The organism is Haloarcula sediminis (genome assembly GCF_035656455.1).
Taxonomy (GTDB): Archaea; Halobacteriota; Halobacteria; order Halobacteriales; family Haloarculaceae; genus Haloarcula; species Haloarcula sediminis.
Genome location: NZ_JAYMGA010000001.1, coordinates 337,718 through 363,311, shown reverse-complemented (window position 1 = coordinate 363,311; position 25,594 = coordinate 337,718). Strand labels below are relative to the sequence as shown.

The 25,594-nt window shown below is 64.1% G+C and carries 25 protein-coding genes; 15 read left to right on the top strand and 10 right to left on the bottom strand.

Annotated features, from left to right (window positions below; genetic code table 11):
* Window positions 1-59: 59 nt before the first annotated feature.
* A complete protein-coding gene (locus VJ162_RS01945; protein ID WP_324662034.1) occupies window positions 60-1,757 on the bottom strand; it encodes a glycosyltransferase family 39 protein in 1,698 nt (565 codons plus the stop codon).
* Between the two features lie 235 nt (window positions 1,758-1,992).
* On the opposite strand from VJ162_RS01945, the gene VJ162_RS01940 reads away from it, so the two are divergent.
* From VJ162_RS01940 to VJ162_RS01925, 4 genes are read left to right on the top strand one after another with little or no spacing between them, the layout of a single operon-like run.
* Window positions 1,993-2,997 carry a glycosyltransferase family 2 protein gene (locus VJ162_RS01940; protein ID WP_324662033.1) on the top strand — a complete coding sequence of 335 codons (1,005 nt, stop codon included), beginning with the start codon at window positions 1,993-1,995 and terminating at the stop codon, window positions 2,995-2,997.
* Window positions 2,998-2,999: 2 nt separating this feature from the next.
* Window positions 3,000-4,295, top strand: a complete 1,296-nt coding sequence (locus VJ162_RS01935) for a sulfatase (RefSeq protein ID WP_324662032.1) — start codon at window positions 3,000-3,002, stop codon at window positions 4,293-4,295.
* 39 nt (window positions 4,296-4,334) lie between these two features.
* Complete coding sequence (locus VJ162_RS01930; RefSeq protein WP_324662031.1) at window positions 4,335-5,438, top strand: sulfatase-like hydrolase/transferase; 1,104 nt, start codon at window positions 4,335-4,337, stop codon at window positions 5,436-5,438.
* Window positions 5,438-6,889, top strand: coding sequence for a lipopolysaccharide biosynthesis protein (locus tag VJ162_RS01925; RefSeq protein WP_324662029.1), 1,452 nt, complete (start codon window positions 5,438-5,440; stop codon window positions 6,887-6,889). The genes VJ162_RS01930 and VJ162_RS01925 overlap by 1 nt, the downstream gene beginning before the upstream one ends.
* A 39-nt stretch (window positions 6,890-6,928) precedes the next feature.
* On the opposite strand, the gene aglG is transcribed toward VJ162_RS01925, so the two are convergent.
* The gene (gene aglG / locus VJ162_RS01920) at window positions 6,929-7,867 is read right to left on the bottom strand and encodes a glucosyl-dolichyl phosphate glucuronosyltransferase (protein ID WP_324662028.1); all 939 of its coding nucleotides are present in this window, start codon (window positions 7,865-7,867) and stop codon (window positions 6,929-6,931) included.
* A 108-nt stretch (window positions 7,868-7,975) separates the two neighbouring features.
* Here aglG and VJ162_RS01915 point away from each other — a divergent pair, with 108 nt between their 5' ends.
* Window positions 7,976-11,023, top strand: a complete 3,048-nt coding sequence (locus tag VJ162_RS01915; protein ID WP_324662027.1) for an oligosaccharyl transferase, archaeosortase A system-associated — start codon at window positions 7,976-7,978, stop codon at window positions 11,021-11,023.
* A 63-nt stretch (window positions 11,024-11,086) separates the two neighbouring features.
* Here the strand turns inward: VJ162_RS01915 and VJ162_RS01910 are convergent, their stop codons facing one another.
* From VJ162_RS01910 to VJ162_RS01900, 3 genes are all read right to left on the bottom strand, one after another.
* Window positions 11,087-11,266: an HEWD family protein gene (locus VJ162_RS01910; RefSeq protein WP_324662026.1), complete on the bottom strand. Its 180-nt coding sequence runs from the start codon at window positions 11,264-11,266 to the stop codon at window positions 11,087-11,089.
* A 174-nt stretch (window positions 11,267-11,440) separates the two neighbouring features.
* Window positions 11,441-11,896 carry a hypothetical protein gene (locus VJ162_RS01905; protein ID WP_324662024.1) on the bottom strand — a complete coding sequence of 152 codons (456 nt, stop codon included), beginning with the start codon at window positions 11,894-11,896 and terminating at the stop codon, window positions 11,441-11,443.
* Window positions 11,897-11,963: 67 nt separating this feature from the next.
* Window positions 11,964-12,239: a PadR family transcriptional regulator gene (locus VJ162_RS01900; RefSeq protein WP_262176942.1), complete on the bottom strand. Its 276-nt coding sequence runs from the start codon at window positions 12,237-12,239 to the stop codon at window positions 11,964-11,966.
* A gap of 245 nt (window positions 12,240-12,484) precedes the next feature.
* On the opposite strand from VJ162_RS01900, the gene VJ162_RS01895 reads away from it, so the two are divergent.
* From VJ162_RS01895 to purM, 3 genes are read left to right on the top strand one after another with little or no spacing between them, the layout of a single operon-like run.
* Complete coding sequence (locus tag VJ162_RS01895; RefSeq protein WP_324662022.1) at window positions 12,485-14,008, top strand: TraB/GumN family protein; 1,524 nt, start codon at window positions 12,485-12,487, stop codon at window positions 14,006-14,008.
* Window positions 14,008-14,646 (top strand): site-2 protease family protein, encoded by a 639-nt coding sequence (locus tag VJ162_RS01890; protein ID WP_324662021.1) that lies wholly within the window; start codon window positions 14,008-14,010, stop codon window positions 14,644-14,646. The genes VJ162_RS01895 and VJ162_RS01890 overlap by 1 nt, the downstream gene beginning before the upstream one ends.
* 42 nt (window positions 14,647-14,688) lie before the next feature.
* Entirely contained in the window at window positions 14,689-15,696 is a 1,008-nt protein-coding gene (purM, locus tag VJ162_RS01885) for a phosphoribosylformylglycinamidine cyclo-ligase (protein WP_324662020.1), read from the top strand.
* Between the two features lie 24 nt (window positions 15,697-15,720).
* Here the strand turns inward: purM and VJ162_RS01880 are convergent, their stop codons facing one another.
* From VJ162_RS01880 to VJ162_RS01870, 3 genes are all read right to left on the bottom strand, one after another.
* On the bottom strand, window positions 15,721-15,858 hold the full coding sequence (locus tag VJ162_RS01880; protein ID WP_324662019.1) for a hypothetical protein: 138 nt from the start codon (window positions 15,856-15,858) through the stop codon (window positions 15,721-15,723).
* Between the two features lie 160 nt (window positions 15,859-16,018).
* Window positions 16,019-16,561: a CBS domain-containing protein gene (locus tag VJ162_RS01875; protein ID WP_324662017.1), complete on the bottom strand. Its 543-nt coding sequence runs from the start codon at window positions 16,559-16,561 to the stop codon at window positions 16,019-16,021.
* Window positions 16,562-16,640: 79 nt separating this feature from the next.
* Window positions 16,641-17,009, bottom strand: coding sequence for a DUF555 domain-containing protein (locus VJ162_RS01870; protein WP_324662016.1), 369 nt, complete (start codon window positions 17,007-17,009; stop codon window positions 16,641-16,643).
* Window positions 17,010-17,284: 275 nt separating this feature from the next.
* On the opposite strand from VJ162_RS01870, the gene VJ162_RS01865 reads away from it, so the two are divergent.
* The 5 genes from VJ162_RS01865 (at window position 17,285) to VJ162_RS01845 (ending at window position 21,490) form a co-directional block, all read left to right on the top strand.
* Window positions 17,285-17,455, top strand: a complete 171-nt coding sequence (locus VJ162_RS01865; RefSeq protein WP_324662015.1) for a hypothetical protein — start codon at window positions 17,285-17,287, stop codon at window positions 17,453-17,455.
* Window positions 17,456-17,505: 50 nt separating this feature from the next.
* Window positions 17,506-18,222, top strand: a complete 717-nt coding sequence (gene psmB / locus VJ162_RS01860; protein WP_324662014.1) for an archaeal proteasome endopeptidase complex subunit beta — start codon at window positions 17,506-17,508, stop codon at window positions 18,220-18,222.
* A gap of 633 nt (window positions 18,223-18,855) precedes the next feature.
* Window positions 18,856-20,214 (top strand): phosphopentomutase/phosphoglucosamine mutase, encoded by a 1,359-nt coding sequence (locus tag VJ162_RS01855; RefSeq protein ID WP_324662013.1) that lies wholly within the window; start codon window positions 18,856-18,858, stop codon window positions 20,212-20,214.
* 71 nt (window positions 20,215-20,285) lie between these two features.
* The gene (cdd, locus tag VJ162_RS01850; protein ID WP_324662010.1) at window positions 20,286-20,669 is read left to right on the top strand and encodes a cytidine deaminase; all 384 of its coding nucleotides are present in this window, start codon (window positions 20,286-20,288) and stop codon (window positions 20,667-20,669) included.
* Window positions 20,666-21,490, top strand: coding sequence for a nucleoside phosphorylase (locus VJ162_RS01845; RefSeq protein ID WP_324662009.1), 825 nt, complete (start codon window positions 20,666-20,668; stop codon window positions 21,488-21,490). The genes cdd and VJ162_RS01845 overlap by 4 nt, the downstream gene beginning before the upstream one ends.
* A 239-nt stretch (window positions 21,491-21,729) precedes the next feature.
* On the opposite strand, the gene VJ162_RS01840 is transcribed toward VJ162_RS01845, so the two are convergent.
* Window positions 21,730-22,893, bottom strand: coding sequence for an NAD(P)/FAD-dependent oxidoreductase (locus VJ162_RS01840; protein WP_324662008.1), 1,164 nt, complete (start codon window positions 22,891-22,893; stop codon window positions 21,730-21,732).
* A gap of 105 nt (window positions 22,894-22,998) precedes the next feature.
* Window positions 22,999-23,532 carry an HTH domain-containing protein gene (locus tag VJ162_RS01835; protein WP_324662006.1) on the bottom strand — a complete coding sequence of 178 codons (534 nt, stop codon included), beginning with the start codon at window positions 23,530-23,532 and terminating at the stop codon, window positions 22,999-23,001.
* Window positions 23,533-23,657: 125 nt separating this feature from the next.
* Here VJ162_RS01835 and VJ162_RS01830 point away from each other — a divergent pair, with 125 nt between their 5' ends.
* Window positions 23,658-24,596 (top strand): NAD-dependent epimerase/dehydratase family protein, encoded by a 939-nt coding sequence (locus VJ162_RS01830; RefSeq protein ID WP_324662005.1) that lies wholly within the window; start codon window positions 23,658-23,660, stop codon window positions 24,594-24,596.
* A gap of 30 nt (window positions 24,597-24,626) precedes the next feature.
* Window positions 24,627-25,535 carry an arginase gene (rocF, locus tag VJ162_RS01825; RefSeq protein ID WP_324662004.1) on the top strand — a complete coding sequence of 303 codons (909 nt, stop codon included), beginning with the start codon at window positions 24,627-24,629 and terminating at the stop codon, window positions 25,533-25,535.
* Window positions 25,536-25,594 lie beyond the last annotated feature (59 nt).

The window sequence follows — 25,594 nt, the reverse complement described above, 5'->3', positions numbered from 1 at the left end:
CACGTTCCGTTTTGTGTGCGGCAAAGCGCTCGCGAACAGTGGTATCCATGTTGCTATCATCAGCAGGTCGGTTCATCGTCACTCCGCTGCAGCACAACGATAGTTGGGTTCCCGTCCTCGGGGAACGAGGCAAAGCCGGCGCTGTCTCTGAATTTCCGTTCCGCGCTAAGTTCGGTGTCGACCGGCGGCCCGAAGGTCCGGACGATTTCGTAGTCTTCCTCGGCGAACAGCGCCGACATACGTTCGGTCACGCCCGGGTACACTGACGGGTCCTTGAAGAATCGGAAGTAGTGGTAGCTGGAGAGGACGACGTAGTCAGGCGCGTTACAGTCCAGCCGTTCGAGGCCTGGTTGCCACTCTTGACGTGGGATCGTCGAGTGGATGACATACCGGTTCACCGTAGCCTTGTCGGGAAACTCCGGGAGGTACACTCGCTGGGAGTACACGTCAACGGTGTCTGAACTGTCCAGGTTGGCGTGTGTCCAAGTCGTCGCCTCCTGCCGTGACTGATTGAGATCGGCGACGCCAGCGAGAGTGTGGACCCCCGAGAAGACGATAACGAGCGTGAGCAAGCCGATGCCAGCCACCCGGACAGACCGCGTAGACCGGGTTAGCTCGGCTCCGGCGACGCCGGCGAGAACCGCGAGAATCGGGAACAGCGGCATCACCCGCGGGAACTGCGTCATGTTCCCCTGAATTATGACCCAAAAGTACGGGCCTGCGTAGAGAAGTAACAGCCAGACAGCACTGTCAAGCGTGCCACGCAGCAGGAAGCCGACAACGAGTACTACGGACACCATCGCAAACAGGAACAGCGCGATGCCCTGGCCTTCAGCGAGGTGTGCCAACTGGATGAGCCATCCGGGGTCCGACCAGCTGTACGAGACGTCGGTCGTGCTCCGGACGACGTATCGGGATATTTCGTCGGCCCACGAGCCCGGATGGACGAATATCGACGGCGTCGTGGTAACGTACCCGAGTATCGTCAGCGCCGGGTATTTCCAAGCCGTCGTGACGAACTCGACGACTGTCCCCGACTCCTCCCAGTGGCGCTCGATGATGACGAGCGCGAGAGGGGCGACGAGGAGCCCGGCAGTCGCCTTCGTCGACGCTGCCAGGCCGGCGACCAACGCGGCGGCCAGCAGTGTTCTGGTGTTGCCGGAGTGAAACGCACGGACCGTAAGCAGGAACCCGAGCATCAAAAAGAACGTCATCGGAACGTCCTCGGTCGCGTAGTGGGCCGTGAGGACGTACCCGACGGTCGTCGTGAGAAACACCGACGCCAGGATTCCGGCACGGCGGTTCAGCAGCTCACGTCCGAGGTAGTAGACGACGACAACGGTACCGACACCGAACACGACGGAAACGAGCCGACCGGCCAGCAGCACATCGTAGAAGGCCCTGAGGAGGTCCGGAGACACGCCCCAGCTCGGTGAACTCCCCACGCTGGCCGCGCCCGAGATGATGTCGCCGAACTGCCCAGTCATGAGCCAGTACAGTGCCACCGGAACGAACGAGAGCCCGAGCAGGTAGAGGTGGAAGTTCCCGCCCTTCCGGAAGTTGTCGATGAAGGGGTTCTGCTCGTACCCAATCCTGAGCGCGAGTTCGATGGCTCCGGTTTCATCAGGGAAGGTCAGATGCGGGCGTAGCCGCCAGGTACCGAAGACCATCAGCAGGAACGCAGCCAGCGCAATGAGCGGCACAAACGGTTCGCGGCGGACCGACGTGCGTATGCTGTTCCACAGACTAGAGGGCATTTCCTCGTGATTGACCACTGACTGTAATAGTCTGTGCGATTTCGGGAGACAGCATCCCGATGATATAGGCCTCGGTGTTGCTTTCGGATACGTCTCTTTGTTAAGGGAGTCACAACCTAAAAACCACTCTAACGGACTAATACTCGAAATTTCTGCGGTATCGGTACAGATCGAGCAGGTAGCAAATGGCAACTGTTAATAAATGCGCACCTTGTAGCGCATACAGAGCCTTAGAATGGCAAAAACAGGGAGCCTACCGGACGGGTCGGTCGTATCAGCGACAGACACCGACAGTGACTTCCAGACATCTGTCGTGCTTCCTGCATATAACGAGTCCGAGAATCTGGAGCCGCTGATCGATGAGATTCAGTCGACGTTCCGGGACAATACGACGTACGGCCCGTATCAAATAATTGTCGTTGACGACGGGAGCACGGACGGGACGGCCGAGACGATACGGCAGATCGCGACGGACCGTGACGAAGTGACAGGGGTCTTACTTCGACGTAACTTCGGTCAGAGTGCGGCTCTGGCCGCCGGAATCGACTACGCGACAGGAGAATATATCGTGACGATGGACGCTGACCGGCAGAACAACCCGGCGGACATTCCGAAGCTCCTCACGAAACTCGAGGAGGGGTACGACTGCGTCAGCGGCTGGCGGCGCGACCGCGACGACCCGCTTTCGAAAACCATTCCGTCGGCGATACAGACACGGTTGGCGAAGCTGACCGGGCCGGATATTCACGACTTCGGATGCACGCTGACCGCCTACCGAGCTGCGGGGCTGAAAGAGATAGACCTCTACGGAGAGGGACATCGGTACATCCCGGCAAAGTTGCACAAGCGCGGGTACAAAATAACAGAACTACCCGTCGACCATCGTCCGCGGACTGCTGGTGAGACGAAGTACGGCATGAAACGGCTGGTCAAAGGGTTCGTCGACCTTCTGTTTCACGTCTTCTGGAACCGGTTTTCCACTCGGCCGTCCCACTTCTTCGGCGGTATCGGGATCGTTCTGATGACCGTCGGTAGCCTTATCGGATCACACATGGTAGTTCTCAAGTACGCCTTCGGACAGTCGCTGGCACCACACGTCCCGCGGCTCATTCTGACTGTCGCCCTCGTCATATTCGGGGTTCAGCTTGTGATGTTCGGGTTCCTCGCGGAGATGATCGTGAAACAGCAGTACCGGGACGAGGAACCGTACCGCGTCAACGCCGTTATCGGTGAAGACTGACAATGCAAGACTTCGACTCACACACTATCGAGAACGTACTGCTCGTCAGCATCGACTGTCTCCGTGAAGACGTGCTTCAGCGGGGGATATCGGAGGGCATCGTCCCGACGCTCGAACGACTCGCAACGGATGGCCTGTACTTCGATCAGGCGTACACCGTGGCGAACACCACTGATCCGAGTCTCACGTCGTTCATGACTGCCTCGTACCCCCACACGCACGGCGTGCAGGAGAACGGCTGGGGGCTTGACGAATCCGTGCCCGTCCTATCGGAGGAAATACAGGAGGCCGGGAACGACACGTTCGGCGTCGTCAGTGTCGATCACCTCAGTGACGAACACTCGGGACTCGGACGCGGGTTCGACGAGTACTGTGACGGCGGCGGCTCCTACGACACGCTGTACCCGATTCTGAGTCGAATATACGACACGAAGACGTTCAACACGGTATTCGGAGCGGTGAAAGACATCGGAACGGAACAGTGGAATTTGAAGTCGCTCCTGCGCCAGACGGGCCTCATCAGACTCCACTGTCGAACGGCCAAGAGCGTGACACAGAACGCTGTCGACCAGCTCGACCGCGTTGACAGCCCCTTCTTCGGCTGGGTCCACTACTTCGATATGCACGAGCCGCGGAACTACGACCGCAGCGATCTCGAAGCCCACGACGAGTACACAGCCGCGATGAAGCTCATCGACGAGTACGTACAACAGTTACTCGACGAACTCGAGGCGCGGAACCTCCGCGAGGAAACGCTCGTGATCCTCACCGCTGACCATGGCGAGGCGCTAGACGACCACGGATACACTGGCCATGGCCGCCAGCTCTACGACGAGGAACTCCACGTCCCGCTTGCGTTCCATCACCCGGACATCGAACCGGAGACCGTCTCCGATCAGGTCCGAACGATTGACATCGCACCGACAGTACTTGACCTGTTAGACGTCGAAGTACCGGACAAGTTCGAGGGGCGGAGCATCCGCGCGAACGACGACGGCACGCCGCCGGGAGACCGCGACGCGTTCCTGACGGCCTACCCGGAGTTTACGGAGTCGATCGGCCTCCGCACGCCGGTGTGGAAACTCATTCGTGAAGGATCCGACCACGAACTGTACGACCTGTCCGCTGACCCCGACGAAGAGAGCGACCTCGTCGCCACTGGAGCGACCGACGGAACGCCGTACGACGACCTCCGCGAGAAGCTACAGGAATGGGATAGCGCCGGGAGCGAGGTCAGCGACCAAGACGTCGATGCCGACACCCAGGAGATGCTGAAAGATCTCGGTTACGTGGACTGATCGCAGGACTCAAGTGGTTCTCAATCGGTGCTGATAGCAATGAGAGATATTATATTCGTTACCGCAGACTCTGTCCGCTACGATTTCGTGGACGCCATGGAGTTCGTTTCTACGTTCTCTCAGCACCAGGGCGTGACTGGGGCTCACTACACGCGGCCCAGCCTCGCCAGTATTCTCACTGCGTCGTACCAGGGGGCTATCGAGTCCCGTGCGATGTCTCCGACAGTCGCCGAAGCGTTCTCGCAGGCGGGATACACGACCATCGGCCTCTCCTCGTCTCCCCACACTGACCCACGGTTCGGATTTGATGCTGGGTTCTACGTGTATAACAACTACTCCGAAGCGGGCAACCGCGGCAACCCTCTTCGGCAGTTCGCGTCACAGTTCGACCTCATCCGGAAGGTCTACCATCGCTTCCGGCCGCCCCACGCGAAGCTCTCGAACCGGCTTCCCGACAACGAACTCATCGACAACGCGATCGCGGCGTTCAACGACGAGTCGGGGCCACGGTTTATGTGGCTCCACATGATGGGGACGCATCGCCCGTACGGCCTCGGCGACGACGCCGTGCCGAAAGAGATCGACCGAAAGGCGCTGTTTGCCCCTGAAAAACTCAGTGCGGACGAGAAGGAAACGATTACGCAGAAGTACCGCCAGACCCTCTCCCGGGCGGATGCCGAGATAGAGCGCCTTGTCGACTCCGTCGACTCGTCGGACCCCCTCGTCGTGTTCAGTTCGGACCACGGTGACGAGTTCGGCGAGGACGGCCAGTACTTCCACCAGCCACAGCGGCGGCGAGTGGTCGACACGCTGACCACCGTGCCCGTGGCGACGAATGACCTCTCGCTGTGTGAGCCCCTCAGCGTCCTCGACATCGCGCCGTCGCTACTGGGTGAAGTCGGCGGTGAGATCCCCTCCGAGTGGCACGGGAAAGACGTCCGTGAGACGCCACGCGACCAGACACTCACGATCGCGCCGTGGCACGGAACGACGACCGTCGCGTGGCAGGACTTCGAGACGAAGATTGTAAGCCGCGACGCGGACGTGTCGATGGTCCGGAACGGTGAAACGGTCGACGTCGAGCGCAATGACGTGGATGAAGACCTCAAACAACAGATGCGTGACCTCGGTTACGTCGAGTGATGGCCGATGACGGTAGCCTTCTAAAGGGATACATTTCGGTCTTTACAGGGGATCTCGGTCGGCTTCTGACGTTCGCCGTTTTCATCCCGTTACTGGTCCGTACCGTTGGCCAGGACGGGTTCGGGACCTACGCGCTGGTGATGGCGATTTTCCTCCCGAGTCGGAAAATACTGAACCTCGGGCTGTTCGAGGCGACCAAGACGTACGCGTCGAGGGAGACCGGCGACGACCGAACCAGCCTCGTTACCACATCGTTCGCGCTTCACGCCGCGACCCTGCTCGTCGGTATTCCGGCGCTGGTCGGACTCATTACCTGGTTTACCGACGGAACACTCCAATCGGCGCTGTACCTGATGCTCGGTGCAGTCGTCGGCGAGCAACTGTACTACTTTGGTCGCGGCGTGCTCCACGCGTACAAACGGGAGGAGCTCGCCGAACCGCTCGTCCCTGCCCGGTCTGTCATCCTCGCTGTCGTTGGGCTCTCGTTAGCCAGTGCCGGATACGGCGTGCCGGGCGTGTTTGCCGGATTCGCGACAGGGTTTCTGCTCACTGGTATCCTCTCGACGGCACTAGCGTTCCGTGAGGCCGGTGTACTCCCGTCCGTACGCAGTTTAGCTCTGAAAACGTACACGCGACCCTTGGTTCGGTTCGGGGTTCAGTCGATGGCGCTTACACTCCTGTTGACGAGTATGTACAAGATCGATGTCCTGCTCGTCAGCCACTTCTGGGATGCGACGAAAACTGGGCACTACCGGGCGGCGCTACAGGTTTCGGAGTTCATGTGGGTTGTCTCAGTGGCGATGGAGATGGTGATGATCCAGTCGACAGCGGAGCTCTGGGAAGACAAGAAGATAGACCGCCTTACGTCGCTGCTGTCACGCCTTCTCCGGTACGTCATCGTTCTCACAGTTTTGCTCGTCGCCGGCGTGTTCGTCCTAGGCGAACAGTTCCTCACCGTGTACTTCGGCGCGCCGTACGAGGCAAGCGTCCGGCCACTACAGGTACTTCTTCCGGGCGTGCTGGGCTTTGCTGTCGCACGGGTTATCTGGCCGGTGTTACAGGCAGGGGGGCACTTGCGCCAGTTACTGCTCGCAACGGGGGTGTCAGTGGTCGTCAACGTGGTCCTGAACGTGCTGTTGATACCGCGTGTTGGCATCGTCGGCGCGGCTATCGGCACCTCGACGGCATACGGGCTCATGGCGGTAACCCACATTTTAGCCGCACGCAATGTCGGTCTCAGGCCGCTCACCGGGTTCCCGGCAGTTCGGGTTCTCACTCTCGGGCTCGGTACGACCCTGTTGTTGCTCGCACTGGAACCGTACGGTCCGTGGTTTGTTGACCTGAGTGTCCTCCCGCTCGTTGGGCTAGGAGTCTACGCACTCGGGACCCACGTCTCCGGCGTCCTGACTATCAGCGAGGCGACCGAAGTCCTAGACTCAGTGCTGAATTAAATCACTGTTACAGAATCGATCGCATTCAGGAAGCGGTGGCTACCGCCAGACGTACATTCCGTAGAGATATCCCACGCCGACACTGCCGGTGAGAAGAAATAGGAAGACCAGCTGCAGGACTGCGCCGAGAGACGGGGATTCGGCGAATCCGCGGAGGCGTGACGGGAGGAACCGAAACAGGAGGTCACCGAGGAAGTCCGACTCCTCGCCGGTCGATTCCGGTACAAACACCTCCATCCCGCGTTTCGAGTACCCCTGCCAGAACGCGCGGTCGACGAGCCAGCCGGGGTCGGTCCGGTAGTCGAACACCTTGTGAGCGACCAGCGCGTCGGGGACGTAGTAGACGCCCGTGTCGTACTCGCTCCGGAGGCGGGCACACAGCTCCGTCTCGCCACCCTGGAGGTTCTTTTCGCCCTGTCGCCCGCCGATGTCGTCCTCGAACCCTCCGAGGTCGAGAAACACGTCCCGGCGAAAGGAGATGTTCGAGCCGAAGGTGTTGCGGACTTCGCCGGCCTCGTCGGGGTCGCCGTCCGGTCCGAACCCGCGGTTGGTGACGCCGACGAGCCAGTAGAACTCCTCGGGGAGAAACCGGGGCTTGCCGGCGACCCAGGCCGGGACCATCCGTCCGCCGACCGCCTGCCGGTCCCCGTCTGCCTCGTAGGCGGCGACCAGTCGCTCGGCCCAGTCCTCGGCGGCGACGGCATCGTCGTCGAGAAAAGCGACCACGTCCCCGGTCGCCCGCTCAGCGCCGTTGTTCCGGCTCTCCAGCAGGCCGATGTTCTCGTCGTTGCAGTGTGTCACCACGTCGTCGCGGTCGCCGAAGTCGTCCTCGAACTGCTCGTAGACGTCGTCGTTCCCGTCCGAGACAAGTACCAGCTCCACGTCTCGGTGGGACTGTCCGAGAACGCTCTCAGCGGCCTCCATGCAGTCATCGTACCGCTCCAGCGTGTGCGTACAGAGGACGACCGAGACGCGCATTGGCGTGGAATGCATCACCGTCGCTGTTAGGCGTTTCCATCCCGTGTCGGGCCGCTCATCGACCCGAGGTCAAAAGGCTTATGCGGGCCTTGGCAGTGTCTCTGACTAATGAGTCACTCACGGGGCACGTCTACCGATACCCCCGAACCTGAGTCCGCGCTGGACAGGGTCAAATCATGGTACCACGTGCCAGCCCTCCTCCTCGTGTTTGGGTTCATGCTGTGGAATCGGGCCCGGAACTACACGAACTTCATCGTCGACGGCGAAGTTATTTTCAGCGGGACCGACCCGTGGTATCACTACCGGTCGACGATGTTCGTCGTCGAGAACTGGCCGGCGACGATGCCGTTCGACCCGTGGACCCGCTTCCCCTATGGAAACCGTTCGGGCCAGTTCGGGACGCTGATGGACCAGGTATTCGGGACGATATCGATCGTCATCGGGCTGGGCGATCCCAGCGCCCACACCGTCGCGATGGTCGCGCTCTTTGCCCCGGCCGTGATGGGCGCCGTCGCCGCGATTCCGACCTATTACGTCGGCCGACGGCTCGCCGGTCGTATCGGCGGCGTGACCGCGGCTGGAATACTGGCGCTGTCGGCCGGACTCTTCCTCCAGCGGAGCGTCGCCGGGGTGTACGACCACCAGGTCGCCGAAGGATTACTGCAGGTGACCTCCGTCCTGGCCGTGATGGTCGCCGTCTCCGTCGCCGAACGCGACAAGCCGATCTACGAGCAGTTCCTCGACCGCGACGTACCGGCGCTCAGAGCCAGCGTCGGCTACGCCGTCCTGGCCGGGCTCGCCATCTCGCTGTACCTCTGGACGTGGCCCCCGGCCGTCCTCCTGCTCGGCATTCTCGGCGTCTTCTTCCTGCTCTGGCTTACCCTCGAATTCGTCCGAGGCAAGAGCCCGGAACACGTGGCGATCTCCGGGGCCGTGATGATGACTACGGTAGCTGTGCTACAACTTGCCGTCATCAGGCGGCTGACCATCTCCGCAACGGACCACACGCTGCTGCAGGTGCTGCTTGCGGCCGTTATCGCCGGCGGCTGTGTCTTCATGGCCTGGCTCGCCCGCTACGTGGAAGCCAACGACTACGACCGGAACCTCTATCCCGTCGTTGTCGGTGGTACTCTGGCGATACTCGCAGTACTGTCCGCGGTGCTGACACCGGACCTGTTCAGTTACTTCGTCGACCAAGTGCTTCGAGTCGTCGGCTTCACGCAGAACCCAGGTGCCACGACCACTTCCGTCGGTGAGGCGACGCCGCTTCAAGATCCGAGCCGCCTCTACCAGTACCACGGGCTCGCGCTGTTTGCCGCAATCATCGGCGCCGGTTTCGTCCTGTTCAACCAACTTGCCGACAGCGAGGCGAGCGCGGAGCAGTTCCTGATGGTCGTCTGGTTCGCGTTCATCCTGGCCGCTTCGTTCACCCAAATCCGATTCGGCGTCTATCTCGTCTTCCCGGTAGCCGCACTCTCCGCGGTCGCCGTCGACTACGTGGTCCGGTGGACCGACTTCTCCTTCGAGGACGGCGTCGAGGCCTACGAGGTCATTACTATCGTCTCGGTCGTGCTAGTTCTGTTCGGGACGCTCGTGCTGGTCTCACCGACGGCACTGGCCGTGGGCGGGGGCGCGGGCCCCGGCGAAGAACCGGCCGCCTGGACCGAGGGCATGGAATGGCTGGACGAGAACTCACCCGAGGAAGGAGTCTACGGAACTGGCGGTAACGGGACGCTGGAGTACTACGGTACCTACGCCGACCAGGAGGATTACGACTACCCCGAAGGGGCATATGGCGTGATGTCGTGGTGGGACTACGGCCACATCATCACGGTTCAAGGTGAGCGGATACCGAACGCGAACCCGTTCCAGCAGGGATCGGACGCGGCAGCAAACTTCCTGCTCGCGCCTAACGAGACACAGGCCAACGGTGTCCTTGAAACGGTGGACGAAGACGACGAAACTCCGGCCGAAACCAGGTACGTGGCTGTCGACTGGAAGATGGCCAACACCTACGGCCAGGGCGGCGGGAAGTTCTTCGCCCCGCCCCGGTTCTACGACGTCTCGAACGTCTCGGAGAGCGACTACTACGGGACGATTCGGAACCGACAGAACCCACAGCAGTACATGAACTACCGGACCCAAGACTACTACGATAGCATGGTCGTCCGGCTCTACGAGTACCACGGCAGCGCCAAGGAACCCCAGTCGGCGTCCCAGCCGTTCGTCTACGTCGTCGACTGGGATCAGGCGACCACGCGCAACGGTCAGAACATCCGGGCCTCGCCGGAGGACGGCTCGCCCGCGGTGAAGCGGTTCAGGACGATGGAAGCGGCCCGAAACTTCACCGAGTCGGACGGGACCGCACAGATAGGCGGCTTCGGCGCCCAGCCCGGCGAGCGGGTCCCGGCGCTGGAACACTACCGCTTTGTCGGCTCCAGCGAGACGAGCGCGTACAGCTCCGGCGCGCACAACCAGTTCCAGCTCATCGAGTCCGGGTTCGGTCAGCTCCCGAGCCAGCGCTCTACGACCGGGGACTGTGCGGCCAACCAGACATCGATGCCAGTCGGCAACCAGACCTACTGTATGTCGGACGCGGCCGCCGGGACGATGGACCACACCAACCCGGCCTGGACAAAGCTGTTCGAGCGGGTCCCCGGCGGGACTATCGAGGGGACCGCCCCGGCAAACACCACCGTCGAAGCGAGCGTCCCGATGCGAAACAACGTCACCAACGAGACGTTCACCTACACCCAGCGTGTCGACGTTGGGTCCGACGGCCAGTTCGAGATGACTGTCCCGTACTCGACGACCGGGTACGACGACTGGGGCACCGAAGAAGGGTACACGAACGTGAGCGTTCGAGCCCAAGGGGCCTACGAGTTCAGCGTCCCGGTCAACCCGCAGGCGTCGATACCGCTCAACGGAACGGCCGAGGTCACGGAGGGGCAGGTCGTCGGCGAGGACGGCTCGGCGACGACGGTGAACCTGTCCGCCCCCGACAACGACCAGACGACCGAGACGACAACCGACACCAGTACAAACGAAACGTCTGATGGAACCACCGACGGGTCCGCAAGCGGTGACACGTCGACAACTGACGGCGGCGAGACGGCGACGCCGAACACCGTCGCGCGACCGGCGGCCGAACCGTAGGCACTGAAGGGCGTTTTTTGCTGTAACTTCAGTCTCCCGAAAGCGCGACTCGAAAAACCCCAGTCAGAAATCGACCGGGTTGAACGTCCCGTTGATGTCCCACTCGTGGAGGCAGTGGGGGTTTCCGGACTGTTTCTCGCCGTCCACGACCGCGATTCGCCAGGTGCTGTGGTCGTCGTCCCACAGGTCGCGTCGCCCGCACCGCTCGCACTCCCGTTCGCGTGGTGAGGTAATTGCTGGCATATTTGGGAACAGCCCGTCAACGATTATCAGCGTGCCGGTCCGGGCGGGGTCTTATTCCACATAGCGTAGCGGGAGCCGGTTCCACACTGGTCGGTCGCGTTCCGGCGTGTCTGGCATACCTGATTCACCGTCCGACGAGCGGCGGAGCCGAGGCGTTCGTCGCTCGGGGACGCCCTAGAAGTCAGGAAGGTCGCCGGCGTCGACCTCCTGGGCCTCCCAGTCGAGGTAGTCGTCGGCCAACACGTCACAAACGACCTGGCCGAGTTCGGTCAGCCCGGCGTTTATCGAAGAGACTGTCTCCCAGGACTCGATATCGGGGTGGATCTCCCGCTCGCGCCAGTTCTCCGGCAGGCCGGGGGCGTGATAGCCGACCCGCCCCGCAAAGGAGTCCCAGAAGAAGTCAAACTCCGCGACAAGGTCGAGGTCGGTGACGATGGCCCACGTGTCCTCGTCGATGCCGGTGTCGGCGGCCCACCGGGTGAAAGCGTCGTCCCAGGCGCCGTCAGCGAGGGCCTCGGAGAGTTCATCGCGTCGGTATTCGTCGCCCTGTACGTCCACGTCGTCGTACTCCGCTGTCTCGACTGCGGAAGACAGGGTCGGCCGGTCGGGGACAGCAACGTCAAGTGCCATACGTCCCTTTCGGCGGCGAGAAGGATAAACGTCATCGCCCTCGCTGCGGGACGGCGGTACCCGCGCCTCAGGCCGCGACGTACTGTGATTCCCAGTCCTGTCGCGCGTCGAGTTCCCGCTGGCCCCGGCGTGTCAGCGTATAGAAGTTGGTCCGCCGGTCACGTTGCCCTTTCTCTACCAGTCCCTTCTCGACCAGCGTGTCGAGGTTGGGATAGAGCCGGCCGTGGTTGACCTCGCTCTCGTAGTACCCCTCCAGTTCGTCCTTGATAGCGAGGCCATGGGGCTCGTCCAGTCCGGCGATTACGTACAACAGGTCACGCTGGAACCCAGTCAGGTCGTGCATGTGTCTCGTGTTTTCAGTTGGTGTCCACACATATCATAGTTGCTAAAATATTGGTAAGATACTTACTATTAGGTTAGTTACCGTCGTCTTGCGGTTACCACCTCACCGACCTGTAATTTAGTAGTTATTATCGAGCAACGAGACGCGATGTGTAACCACTTCTTCTCAGATTGTCACTCTTGAGCGGGCAAACGCCGTCGGCCGACCCGACAATGGTAAAGGAAGCCGCTGTGTAGCCGGGCGTGATGACCGAACACACGGCGTCGGCGGACGAGGAGTTTCCCGAACCGAGAGGGGACGGGTCCGTCGAAGTCGTGGGGACCGCCCACGTCTCCGAGCAGAGCGTCGAGGAAGTGGAATCGACACTCGAGGAACGGCGGCCCGATATCGTGGCCGTCGAGCTCGATGAAGGGAGATACCGACAGATGCAGGGGGAGGCACCCGACGACCTGAACGCGAGCGACCTCCTCCGGGGGAACACGGTCTTTCAGTTCCTGGCCTACTGGATGCTGTCGTATATCCAGGCCCGGCTGGGCGACCGGTTCGACGTCGAGCCCGGCGCCGACATGAAAGCCGCCATCGACACCGCGGAGGAACTCGGCCTGGGTCTGGCGCTGGTCGACCGGGACATCCAGACCACGGTCCAGCGGTTCTGGGCCCGGCTGACCGCCCGCGAGAAGCTGACGTTGCTCGGGAGCCTGCTCGCGGAGATGGGGCCGCCACTGACCGTCGGACTCACCGTCGGGGCCGTCTTCGGCGGCGCCATCGCCGTCGTCGCCGGCGCGTTCACCGACAGTCTGTTGCTTCCCGCCGGCGCGCTCGGGGGCGCGATACCCGGCGGCCTGGTCGGCCTGCTGGACACGCTTCTCGTCGTCGTCGCGGTGAGCCTCGTCGTCGGGCTACCGGTCGCACTCGCGCTCGGCCGCCTTGGCGGCGACACCGAGGACGTCGAGGCGTTCGACATCGAACAGATGACCGACACCGACGTGGTGAGCGCGATGATGGAGGAGTTCCGGCAGTTCTCCCCCGGCGGGGCGGAGGCGCTCATCGACGAGCGCGACGCTTTCATCGCCCACCGGCTGGTCGAACTCCGCGAGGCGGGCTACCACGTCGTGGCCATCGTCGGCGCGGGCCACCGCGAGGGCATCGAGCGCTATCTCGACCACCCCGAGGAACTCCCGCCGATGTCGTCGCTGGTCGGCACCGAGAGCGGCGGTCGGTTCTCGCTGTACAAGCTCGTGGGCTACGCCGTCGGGCTGGCCTTCCTGGTCTTTTTCGGCCTGCTCGTGCTGGGCGGCGCGAGCCAGGCCGTCTTGCTCAAGCTGTTCGTCGCGCTCGTCGTCGTCAACGCCGTCTGTGCGGGCGGGCTGGCGAAGGTGGCGGGGGCACACTGGTCCAGCGCCGCCGCCGCCGGCCTCTTTGGCTGGCTTACGAGCCTCTTTCCCTTGCTCGCGGCGGGCTGGTTCGCCGGCTACGTCGAGTTGCGCTACATCTCCGTCAACGTCGGCGACATCGCCGACCTCAACGAGATACTGAGCGACGAGGAGGCCCCAATCGCCGACCTGATGGCGCGGATGCGAGCCGTCCCACTCTTCCGGCTCATCCTCATCGTCGCGCTGGCCAACGTCGGTAGCGCCGTGGCTTCCTACGTCGTCTTTCCGCTCCTGTTGCCCTACATCGCGGCCGACATCGGCGGTATCGACGGCGTGACGCGCCTGCTCTGGGCCGGTATCGAACAGGGGTACCAGATACTCGTCGGGGGGCTGTAATGCACCTTGAGTTCAGCCAGCGGGAGATTCGGGACCTCGCCGTCGCCTGGCTCGCACTGGGCGTCGCCTTTACCCTCCTGCTGGAGCGGGAGATCGTCGCCGCGCTCGATCTGGGCGGCCAGCTGACCGCGCTGCGCCCCGGTGTCGTCGCCGGGACACTCCTGGTTAGCCTGCTGACCGTCGGCGTGGGCTTTCTGTTGCACGAGATCGCTCACAAAGTGGTTGCGGTGCGGTTCGGCCAGGCCGCGGCCTTCCGGGCGGACTACCGGATGCTCGGTTTCGCCGTCGTCGGGGCGCTCGTTGGCTTCCTCTTTGCCGCCCCCGGCGCAGTCGTCCATCGGGGCCGCATCACCGCAAAGCAGAACGGCCTCATCGCGCTCGCGGGGCCGGTGACGAACCTCCTGCTCGCTGTCGTCTTCCTGGTACCGTATTTGGCCGTTCTGTCCGCCGGAACGAGCGGCTTCCTCGCCGAAGTCGCCAGCCGCGGCCTGCAGATAAACCTCCTGCTGGCGGGGTTCAACATGCTCCCTTTCGGCCCGCTTGACGGCCGAAAGATTCGCGCTTGGAGCACGCTCGTCTGGGCCGTCGTCGCGGTCCCGTCGCTCCTGCTGGCGGTCGGCGCGCTGTTTGTCCTCTGACGGAACGATGCTCTTTTGCCCGCCCCACGCACCGGTTTCGGTATGACCGAGGACGACGCGACTCCCGACGAAGACGAGGCGGAGGGGCTGACCTACGCCGAGACCGGCGTCGACATCGACGCGAGCGAAGCGGCGACGAAGGCACTCATCGGCGCGGCCGGCGAGTTTGAGGGCGACTACGCCGGCCTCGTGGATATCGGCGACCAGTATCTGGCGCTGGCTACCGACGGCGTCGGCACCAAACTCCTGGTGGCGGAAGCCATCGACGACTACTCTACCATCGGCATCGACTGCATGGCGATGAACGTCAACGACCTGCTCGCGACGGGCGTCGAACCCGTCGCGTTCGTCGACTACCTCGCCGTCGAGACCCCGGACGAGGCGACGAGCGAGGCCATCGGCGCCGGGCTTCAGGAGGGGGCCGAGCGCGCCGGTGTCGCCCTGGTCGGCGGCGAGACGGCGGTGATGCCCGACGTAATCAAGGGCCTCGATATCGCCGGGACCTGCGCCGGCCTGGCGCCGAAAGACGCCGTCTTCCCCGGCGAGGCCGAGGCCGGCGACGCCATCGTCGGCTGGCCCTCCTCGGGCATCCACTCCAACGGGCTGACGCTGGCACGGGAAGCCGTCACCCGGAACCACGAGTACACCGATCCGTTCCCGCCCGCGCCGGAGCGGTCCATCGCCGAGGAACTCCTGACGCCGACGCGCATCTACAGCGAGGTGCTGGCGCCCCTCCGCGAGGCCGAGACCCACGCTGCCGCCCACGTCACCGGCGGCGGGTGGACGAACCTCACGCGGATGGGGGCGTTCCGCTACGAGATTACGGACGCCTTCGACCCCCAGCCCGTCTTCGAGTTCGTCCAGGAGGAGGGGAACGTCGGCGACGAGGAGATGCATCGGACCTTCAACATGGGGACCGGGTTCGTGGCTGCGTTGCCCGAAGACGACGCCGAAACCGTTGTCGAGGCGAGCGAGGACGCACGGGTTATCGGTCACGTCGCGGCGGGCAAAGAAGCGGTCTCGATTCGTGGGCTGGAGCTACGGGACTGAGCGTACAAACGGGGCAGCGACGATTCAGACGGAGAGGCGGTCGCTTTGCGATTCCTGTTCAACGACCAGCAGCTGAAGTGCCTGCCTGATGTGGTACCTGGCGTGTTTGTCGGTCGTCTCTTGCAGTGCCGCTTCCAGATGGGTGTTGATTGACTCTGCCATGGTCTTCAGTCACATATTCTCATTCCGGTTATATATACCAGCGCTATCGTTGATCCCAGTAGGCGCCGCCTGAAGGGTGGAAAACGGAGATTGAAGCGGAGCCACGGCTGCTGGCGTTCACTGTGTCCTGGCGCGGTTCGCCAACGACCCGTATGACCGGTCAGCTAACCGTACGAGCGATGTCGGCCTCGGTGATGACACCGACGGTCCGGCCGCCCTCGACGACCATCACCGCGGCGTTGTGGTTGAGGTACGCGTCCACCTCGTCGATGGTCGCGTCGGGTTCGACGGTGGCGATGGATTCGTGCATGACCTCGGCCACGGGGAGTTCGCCGACGTTTTCCTCCGGGCGCTGGCGGATGGCGGAGTTGCCGATGAGCCCCTGGGGCGAGCCGTCGCGGATGACCGGGACCTGCGAGTACCCCTTCTCGTCCATCAGCTCCTTGCTCTGGTGGACCGAGTCGTCGGGCTCGACGCTCACGACGGGCGAGTTCATCACGTCGCGAGCGCGGATGATCCCGCCCTCGGCCTCGTCTAAGGCGTTGACGATGCGCCGCAGCGTCGAGAGCCGCGGGTCCACGTCACCGCCCTCGATGCGTGCGATAAGCGGCTGTGAGACGTCGGCGTGTTCGGCCAGTTCGCTCTGGGTCAGGTCCAGCTCGTTTCGCCGCTCCCGCAGGTCCTCGGGCGTCGGCAAGTCCATAGTTCGCCATAACTCGGGGTAATTAAAAAACCCACGGTCGGGACCATCCCCGGCCGGCTATCCCCCACAACGGCCCGTATCAGGCTTCGGCTTCGGCGTCCTCGTCTTCTTCGGTCTCGAACACTTCGATGACTTTCAGGGGGACGTCCCGCAGGGCACCGCCGATTTCGCTTTTGGCGATGCGCTGGGCGTGCTCAACGGACTCGGCGTTGAACACGTCCATCTCCAGGACGAGACCGACGAGAGCGGTGTCTGCGGCGATAAAGGCCGAGTCGAACGGCTCGCCACAGGCCGGACAGCCCGTCGCGCCGACCTCCACCTCGACGTAGTCCATATCGGCCTCGTTGAGGCGCTTGCCGGCCTCGCTGACGGCGACGCCGATGGCGTCGTCGATATCTTCTACGTCACGGACCAACCAGGCGGCTTCCATCGCCACGAGATAGTTCATGTATCGAGCATCGAGGGCTGGCTACTCGTTAGTTGCGGTTCGCGGCCGCCGCGCACGTCACCGCTACTATCGCTATAACTTATGGGAAACAGGGACCAACCTTGCCGCCGAGTTACGCGACTTCCCCGGAGAAGCTGCCTTCTTATTGACATAGTGACACCTCAGACTAAACCGCAACACGGCGGCGCCCCAGTTCATCACGAACGTTCCGACATACGGCAGTCCCGGCCCCAAGGTATATATACTGGTTTGGCCCACCGAAGAGTGAAGCGAACATGGCTGCCCGACTGCAAACCGCGACGATATTCGCACTGTACCAGCTCACCCTGCTCGCCGGCATCGTCCTGCTCCCCGTGGCGATGGTCACCGAGCGGCTCGGCCTCCGGCTCCCCATCGACCGCGCCGTCGACGGACTCAACCGAGCCTACGAACAGGCACAGGAGTAAGCAGCCTCGTCACCACAGTTTTATCAGCGCCCGACTGCTATCGGGCGGTAATGACCGACCCGAACTCACCGCTCTCCCAGCCGCCGACAGCCGACCGGTTCCAGACGGACCCCTACGAGCCCGAGGTCGGCTCGCTACCGGACCGCTCGGGCGGGGACGCGGAGAAAGTCAACAAGACCGGGACGACGACCATCGGCATCACCACCAGCGAGGGCGTCGTCATCGCCACCGACATGCGGGCCTCGCTCGGTGGCCGCTTTGTCTCCAACAAGAACGTCCAGAAGGTCGAACAGATACACCCGACGGCGGCGCTGACGCTGGTCGGTAGCGTCGGCGGCGCCCAGTCGTTCATCCGCACGCTGCGGGCCGAGGTCAACCTCTACGAGGCCCGCCGCGGCGAGGACATGAGCATGCAGGCTCTCTCGACGCTCGCCGGGAACTTCGCCCGGGGCGGTCCCTTCTTCGCCATCAACCCCATCCTCGGGGGCGTCGACGACGACGGCCATCACGTCTACTCCATCGACCCCGCCGGCGGCGTCATGCAGGACGACTACACCGTTACGGGCTCCGGGCTGACCGTCGCCTACGGGACCTTAGAGGACCGCTACGAGGACGACATGACCAACGAGGAAGCGAAAGAAGTCGCCGCCGCCTCTATCAAGGCCGCCGCCGAGCGCGACACCGGTTCGGGCAACGGCATCTATCTGGCCGACGTGACCAGCGACGGCGTGGACATCAACGGCTACGACTTCGACGAACTGCTCTAAACCCACTTTTTACTGCTGGGGGTTTCCCCGGTCGCCTTCGGCGACCTGTGGGAACCCCCTTTGCAAAAATCTACGTTAAAAGGCCGGACTCTCACTGCGTTCGAGTCCGGTAAAACGGCGCTCGCGTTCGCTCGCGCCGTATGCTCAACATTGCAGCCACAGCCTCCCCAGCCGACTGCGCTGCTCGGCTCGTGGGACTCGCCTGCGCTACTCATCCCTCGCGCGTAGTTCGCGGCCGTCGCCGCGAAGGTGCGCGCCGAGTTCTGTGTCGCAAGCATACCGCGCCGAGAGACGCGAGGCGCGGTTTCGCCGGAAGCGCGACCGCAGGTCGGGCCTTCCGGTGGTTTTTCACCACGTTTTTGCGAGTCGAGCGGGACCTTCGGTCCCGCTGACCATGCGAACGGGCGTGTAACGCCCGTGAGCAGAGAGCGGTTCCCGCAGGCCGCCGTAGGCGTCCTCAGAAGCGCGGCGCGCTTCTGATGGGCTGCGAAAATCGCGTTGCGATTTTCGAACGACCGAGGAAACCCGACGTGGTTCGAGAGAGCGCGTTGCGCTCTCTCGTCATGCAGAGACGGCCCCGCCGTCTCCTAGCAAAGTAAAAAGTGGTAAACCGCGAGCTACCACAGTACCGGTATGGAACTGTTCGGGACGGCAGGAATCCGCGGCGGGGTCGACGAGCGGGTCACGCCCGAACTGGCGCTGTCGGTCGGACGCGCGGCCGGGCAGGACGGCGGGGAGTTCGCCGTCGGCCACGACGGGCGGGTCACGTCGCCGGCACTCGCCGACGCCGTGTCCTCGGGGCTGGAAAGCGCCGGTGTGGAGGTGAGCCGCATCGGGCAGGTCCCGACACCCGCGCTGGCGTACGCCTCACGGGGCCGGCGGGGCGTGATGGTGACCGCGAGCCACAACCCCCCGACCGACAACGGCCTGAAGCTGTTCGTCGACGGCCAGGAGTACGACGACGAGGCGGAGGCCACAATCGAGCGCAGGGTCGCCGACGGCGTCGAGCCCGCGCCGTGGGCGGTGTGGGGCGATACGATAGCCGAGGACGTGCTGTCGGCGTACCGCAGCGCCGTCGTCGACTACGCCCGGGAGTTCGGGGCAGACCCCGGCCGGCTCACGGTCGCGGTCGACTGTGGCAACGGGATGGCCGGCGTGGCGACGCCGCAGGTCCTGCGTGAACTCGGCGCCGACGTGGTCTCGACGGAGGCAAACGTCGACGGCCACTTCCCGGCCCGCGAGAGCAAGCCAACGCCCGAGACGCTGGGGTCGTTCAGCCGGTTCGTCGATGACTCGACCGCCGACCTGGGGATCGCACACGACGGCGACGCCGACCGCATCGTCGTCATCGACGGGGACGGCGAAATCGTCCACGAGGACACCGTCGTGGCGATGTTGGCCGAGGAGTACACCGACGCCGCAGCCGTCGAGGACCCCGTCGTGGTGACGACGCCCAACGCCTCCGGGCGCATCGACGAGCGGGTCGAGGCCGCCGGTGGCCGCGTCGAGCGGGTCCGGCTGGGCGCGCTCCACGAGGGCATCGCCCGCGTGCGACGGGACGCTATGAGCGACACCGAGGTCGTCTTCGCCGCCGAGCCGTGGAAGCACATCCACCCGGTCTTTGGCGGGTGGATTGACGGCGTCGCGAGCGCGGCCATTATCACGCGGCTGGTCGCGGAGCGGGGGCTCGCCAAGCGCCGCGCCGCTATCACGGAACGGCCCTACCGGAAGGTGAGCGTCGACTGTCCCGACGGCCACAAGCCAGCAGTAATGACAGCGCTGGAGAGCGACCTGCCGGACGCGTTCCCCGAGACGGAGGTCGACACCGACCACGGCGTCCGCCTTACATTCCCCGACGAGGCCTGGACCCTCGTCCGGCCCAGCGGCACCGAGCCGTACGTCCGCATCTACGCCGAAAGCGACGACGTGGACGGGCTGGTCCGGCGGGTGCGCGACGTCGTCGAGTCGGCGGTCGAATCTGCCGAGAGCTGAGGCCGGCGATTGGGCGGCGGTCCCCGCCCCGTCGGCGGTGGGTATTTGCCCCCGCCGCGCGAGGGCCGGATATGGACGACCTGCTTTCCGCGGCCCGCGACGCGGCCGACGCTGCTTACGTTCCCTACTCCGAGTACGCCGTCGGCGCCGCCATCGAGACCGCCGACGGGACCGTCTACACTGGCTGTAACGTCGAGAACGCGAACTACTCCAACAGCCTCCACGCCGAGGAAGTCGCCATCGGCACAGCGGTGAGCGACGGTCACCGGTCTTTCTCGCGGCTCGCAGTGACCTCGACGAAACGGGACGGCGTCACGCCCTGTGGGATGTGCCGCCAGACGCTCGCGGAGTTCTGTGACGACGACTTCCCCGTCCGCACCGACGGCGAGGACGGTACCGAGTACACGCTGGGCGAACTGCTCCCGGCGACGATCACCCGGGAGCATCTGGAATGACCGGCGACAGCGAGGACCCCAACGACGAGGTGCAGTACCACCTCGAAGTCGGCCCCGATGACGTGGCCCCGAGCGTCCTGCTGCCGGGCGACCCCGGGCGCGTCGAGACCGTCGTCGCCGACTGGGACGACCACGAGGTCCGGGGGGATCACCGGGAGTACCGCACCGCGACCGGGACCCACGAGGGGACCCCCATCTCGGTTACGTCGACGGGAATCGGCTCGCCGTCGGCGGCCATCGCCGTCGAGGAACTGGCCCGCATCGGCGCCGACACCCTCCTCCGGGTGGGCTCCTGTGGCAGCATCGTCCCCGAGGCGAGCGTCGGCGACCTCGTCATCACGACCGGCGCAGTGCGACAGGAAGGCACCAGCAAGGAGTACGTCCGCGAGGACTACCCCGCAAGCGCCGACCCGCGGGTCGTCTCGGCGCTGGTCGCGGCCGCCGAGGAGCTGGGCTATGACTACCATCTCGGGGTCACCTGCTCGACCGACAGTTTCTACGCCGGCCAGTCACGACCCGGCTTCGACGGGTTCGAAGCGCGAGACAGCGAGGCCAACATCGACGAACTCCGGGAAGCCGGCGTCAAGAACTTCGAGATGGAGGCCGCCAGCATCCTCACGCTCGCCGCTATCTACGGACTGCGCGCCGGCGCAGTCTGTACCGTCTACGCCAACCGCGAGACCGGCGAGTTCCGGACCGAAGGCGAGGCGAAAGCCTCGAAGTGTGCCAGCCTCGCCGTGACTTATCTCGAGCAGATGGACGACGCCGTCGAACAGTCCGACAGCGACCACTGGCACGCCGGGCTGAGCATCGAGCGATAACAGCGGTATGGGCCGGAAGTGGCCTCCGTGCCACGACCCGGGGAAGGGCAGGCTGTCCGTTAAGAACGCGAGATGGAGTCGTTCGCAGAACGCATCCGGCGACGAAGTCGCCGGTTCACCCGCAGCGCGCGGACTGCCGCGCGGCGAAGCCGCGCGAAAGGAGCACGCAGCGATTTTTCCCCAAGTTTTTGCCTGAGCGAGCGCCGCGAAGCGGCGCGAGTGAAGTGCAAAAAGTGGTCTTACATATCCGGCCACGCCTTCAGGGCGCGGCCGGGGCCGGTGATGTCGTTGATCCAGCGGACGGCGATAGCCTTCTTGAGCAGCTTCGCCGGGAGGCCCCCGAACGTGTCGATGGGGACGCCCACGACGTCGTGGACGACGGCCTTCTCGCCGATGGAGATGGCGGTGCCCTTGTCCTTGTGCGTCCAGGTCTTCAGGGGCTGGCCGCGCACGGCGCGGGCGATGTTCTCGCCGGCGACCTCGGCGGCCGTCCAGGCGGCCTCGGCGGTCGGCGGCGCCGGGTTCTCGCCGGGCTGCTCGATGAGCGCACAGTCGCCGATGGCGAAGACGCGCTCGTTCGTGGTCTGGAAGTTGCCCTCCGAATGGATGCGGTGGTTGCGCTCGTCTTTCTCGAGGTCGACGTCGCGCACGCAGTCGCGGCCGGTGATGCCGCCGGTCCAGACGAGCACGTCGTAGTCGAGTTCCTCGTCGTCGCCGATGTAGACGGTTTCCTCATCGACCTCGCCGATGAACTCGCCGCATTTGATGTTGACGTCGCACTCCTCCAGTCGCTTGCGCAGCGCGCCCTGGAGTTCGGAGTCGTTGCCGGGGAAGATCTCGTCGAGGCCCTCGACCAGGTGGATGTCGATGGGCGCGCGGTGGTCGTCCCGGAACTCGGCTATCTCGCCACAGGCCTGGATGCCGGAGAGGCCGGCGCCGCCGACGACGACCTGCGCGGGGTCGCTCTGGGAGGCCTCGCGGGCGGCCTCCTGGACGGCGTCGTGGATACCAAGCGCGTCGTCGAGGCTCTTGAGCGTGTGGGCGTGCTCGCTCAGGCCGTCGATGCCGAAGAAGGCGGTCTGAGAGCCCAGACCGACGAGCAGGTAGTCGTAGTCGACGCCGTCCCGGTCGGCGAGTTCGACGACGCGGTCGTCGGTGTCGATGCCGGTGACGGTGTCCTGGATGAACTCGGTCGTCGGTTGTTTGATCTCGTGGACGGGAATCGTGATGTTGTCCTGGACGGACGGGTCCCGGATACAGCGGTGGGACTCGTGGAGGACGAGGTGATAGTCTGTATCGGAGATCCAGGTGATGTCGGCGTCACCGTTCAGTTCGTCTTCGAGGCTCTTGATGGCGCCTGCACCGGCATATCCAGCGCCGAGTACGACGACCTTGTCGGTCATACCTTCGATTCCGAACGGGGATGATACAAAGGCTACGGAATCGCTGTTGTCGAAGTGATAAATCGTGGGAGATAAGAGTGGTAGGCTCGCGGCCCCGGAGAGAGACTAGTGTTCGGGCTCGCCGGCCGGTGCCCGCATGTCGTCTATCTTGAGAATGAGCTTGTTGCTCGTGTCGTCTTTCCCCTGTAGCGTGCCGATTATCTGGAGCTTCGAGAGCGGTGTCGGCCCGACGGTGATGTCGTCGTCCTCGTGAAATCCGGTAATGGAGCCCTGTAGCTGAATCTCGGCCCGGCACTGCTCGGGGTGGTGGACGCTCGTCAGGTCGATCTCCTCGACGTTTGCGTGCTCGACCAGTTCGCCGTTGTGCCGCAGTGGCACCTCCGCGGCCTGATCCATCTCCTGAATCTGGAGCGTGTCGTAGGCGGTCGCCGTGGGCTTGTACCCGCCTTTCGGTCCGGGAACGCCTTCGACCAGCTGGAGGGCTTTCAGGCTCTGCATCTGGTTCCGTATCGTGCCGGGATTGCGGTCTACTTTCTCGGCGATATCCTCGCCTTTGACGGCGCTTTCGCTCTCTCGGTACAGGTTTACCAGCTCCTGCAGAATGTTCTTTTGGCTGGGTGTCAGCTCGATTGAAGACATGATATCTCGTTCGGCGTAGCCGGCCTTAAAAGCGACGGTGGTCCCGACCGGCAAGCCAGTGACAGTTCGTCCTGGGGCGAAGAATAGCGACATAATTTTCACCGGGCACCCGAGAGTGACGCAGTATGAACGGAGAACGCGTGTTGGTCACCGGTGGTGGCGGGTTCATCGGGTCCAACCTGGCGAACTATCTCGCCGAGGACAACGATGTCGTCGCTCTGGACGACGGCTATCTGGGGACGCCGGAGAACGTGAACGCGGAGGTCGAGTATGTCGAAGGGAGCGTGCTCGACGACGACCTGCCGACTGACGTAGACGTCGTCTTCCATCTGGCCGCGCTGTCGTCCTACGCGATGCACGAGGAGAACCCGACCAAGGGGGCTCGCGTCAACGTCGAGGGGTTCGTCAACGTGGTCGAGCAGGCACGACAGGACGGCTGTGAGACGGTCGTCTACGCCTCGACATCCTCGATTTACGGCGACCGGACCGACCCCTCGCCGGAGGACATGCCGGTGACGGTAAACACCGGCTACGAGGCCTCGAAGCTCGCTCGCGAGCGCTACGCCGAGTACTTCCACAACCACTACGACCTCTCGATGGCCGGGATGCGCTTTTTCTCGGTCTATCAGGGCATGGAGGACGGCGCCGAGGAACACAAGGGCGACTACGCGAACCTCATCGCGCAGTTCGCTGATGACATCGCCAACGGCCGTCGGCCCGAGATCTGGGGCGACGGGACCCAGACGCGGGACTTCACTCACGTCGATGACGTCGTGCGGGGCCTCGAACTGGCGGCCGACCACGAACTGACCGGCATCTACAATCTCGGTACGGGCGAGCAGTACAGCTTCAACACGCTCGTCGAGGCGCTCAACGACGCACTGGGGACCGACGTGGAACCGGTCTACGAGGACAACCCCATCCCCGAGGACATCTACGTCCACGACACCCTCGCTGACGCCTCGAAGATGCGCGAGGCCACCGGCTGGGAACCGCGGATTTCCTTCGAGGAAGGTGTCAGGCTGGTCTGTTCGCAGTACGAGCAGCCGTCCACTCGCCAGTAGACTTTATCCGCTCGGCGAGAGAATACGCGTGTGGACACTCGAATTCTCGGCGTGCCGATGGACCTGGGTGCTGACCGGCGCGGCGTCGACATGGGACCGTCAGCGATTCGGTACGCTGGGCTCGCGGACCAACTGACGGCGCTCGGGGTCGGCTGTGCCGACGGCGGTGATATCTCGGTCCCCCGACCCGAGGAGCGCGACCCCGACGCGACACAGCTCGACAGTGGACGGGCGAAGTTCCACCGGGAGACCAGAGCGGTCTGTGCCGACGTTTCGACCGTCGTCAGCTCGGCGGTCACCGACGGTGAAACGCCGCTGGTTCTGGGCGGTGACCACTCCATCGCCATGGGTACGGTAGCGGGGGCGGCCAGCGACGACGAGTCGCTCGGGATCGTCTGGTTCGACGCCCACGGCGATTTCAACACGCCCGAGACGACGCCGACCGGCAATATCCACGGGATGGCGCTTGCGGCTATCCTCGGAACGGCCTCGTTCGGTGGGAGCGCCTGGGCGCACACGCCGGCGGTCAGCGCCGAGAACGTGGCACTCGTCGGTGCCCGGGATATCGACGACGGAGAGCGGGACCTGCTCCGTGACAGCGACGTGACGGTGTACACGATGTCGGATATAGACGCCCGCGGTGCTCCGGAGATTGCTCGGGAGGCGCTGTCGGTCGCCACGGACGGGACCGACGGCCTCCACGTCTCGCTGGACCTCGACTGGCTCGACCCCGCGGAGGCACCGGGCGTGGGAACACCGGTCCGAGGCGGCGTCTCCTACCGGGAGGCCCACAGCGCGATGGAAGCCGTCGCCGAGCACCGCGACCAGCTTCGGTCGTTCGAACTCGTCGAGGTGAACCCGATTCTGGACGACCACAACCGGACCGCCGAGTTGGCGTGTGAGCTGGCCGCGAGCGCGTTCGGAAAACGGGTGTTCTAGCGACGGACCGCTCGCTCGGTGTCCCGGCTCGCCACCGGCACACGGGTCGGAGTGTCGAC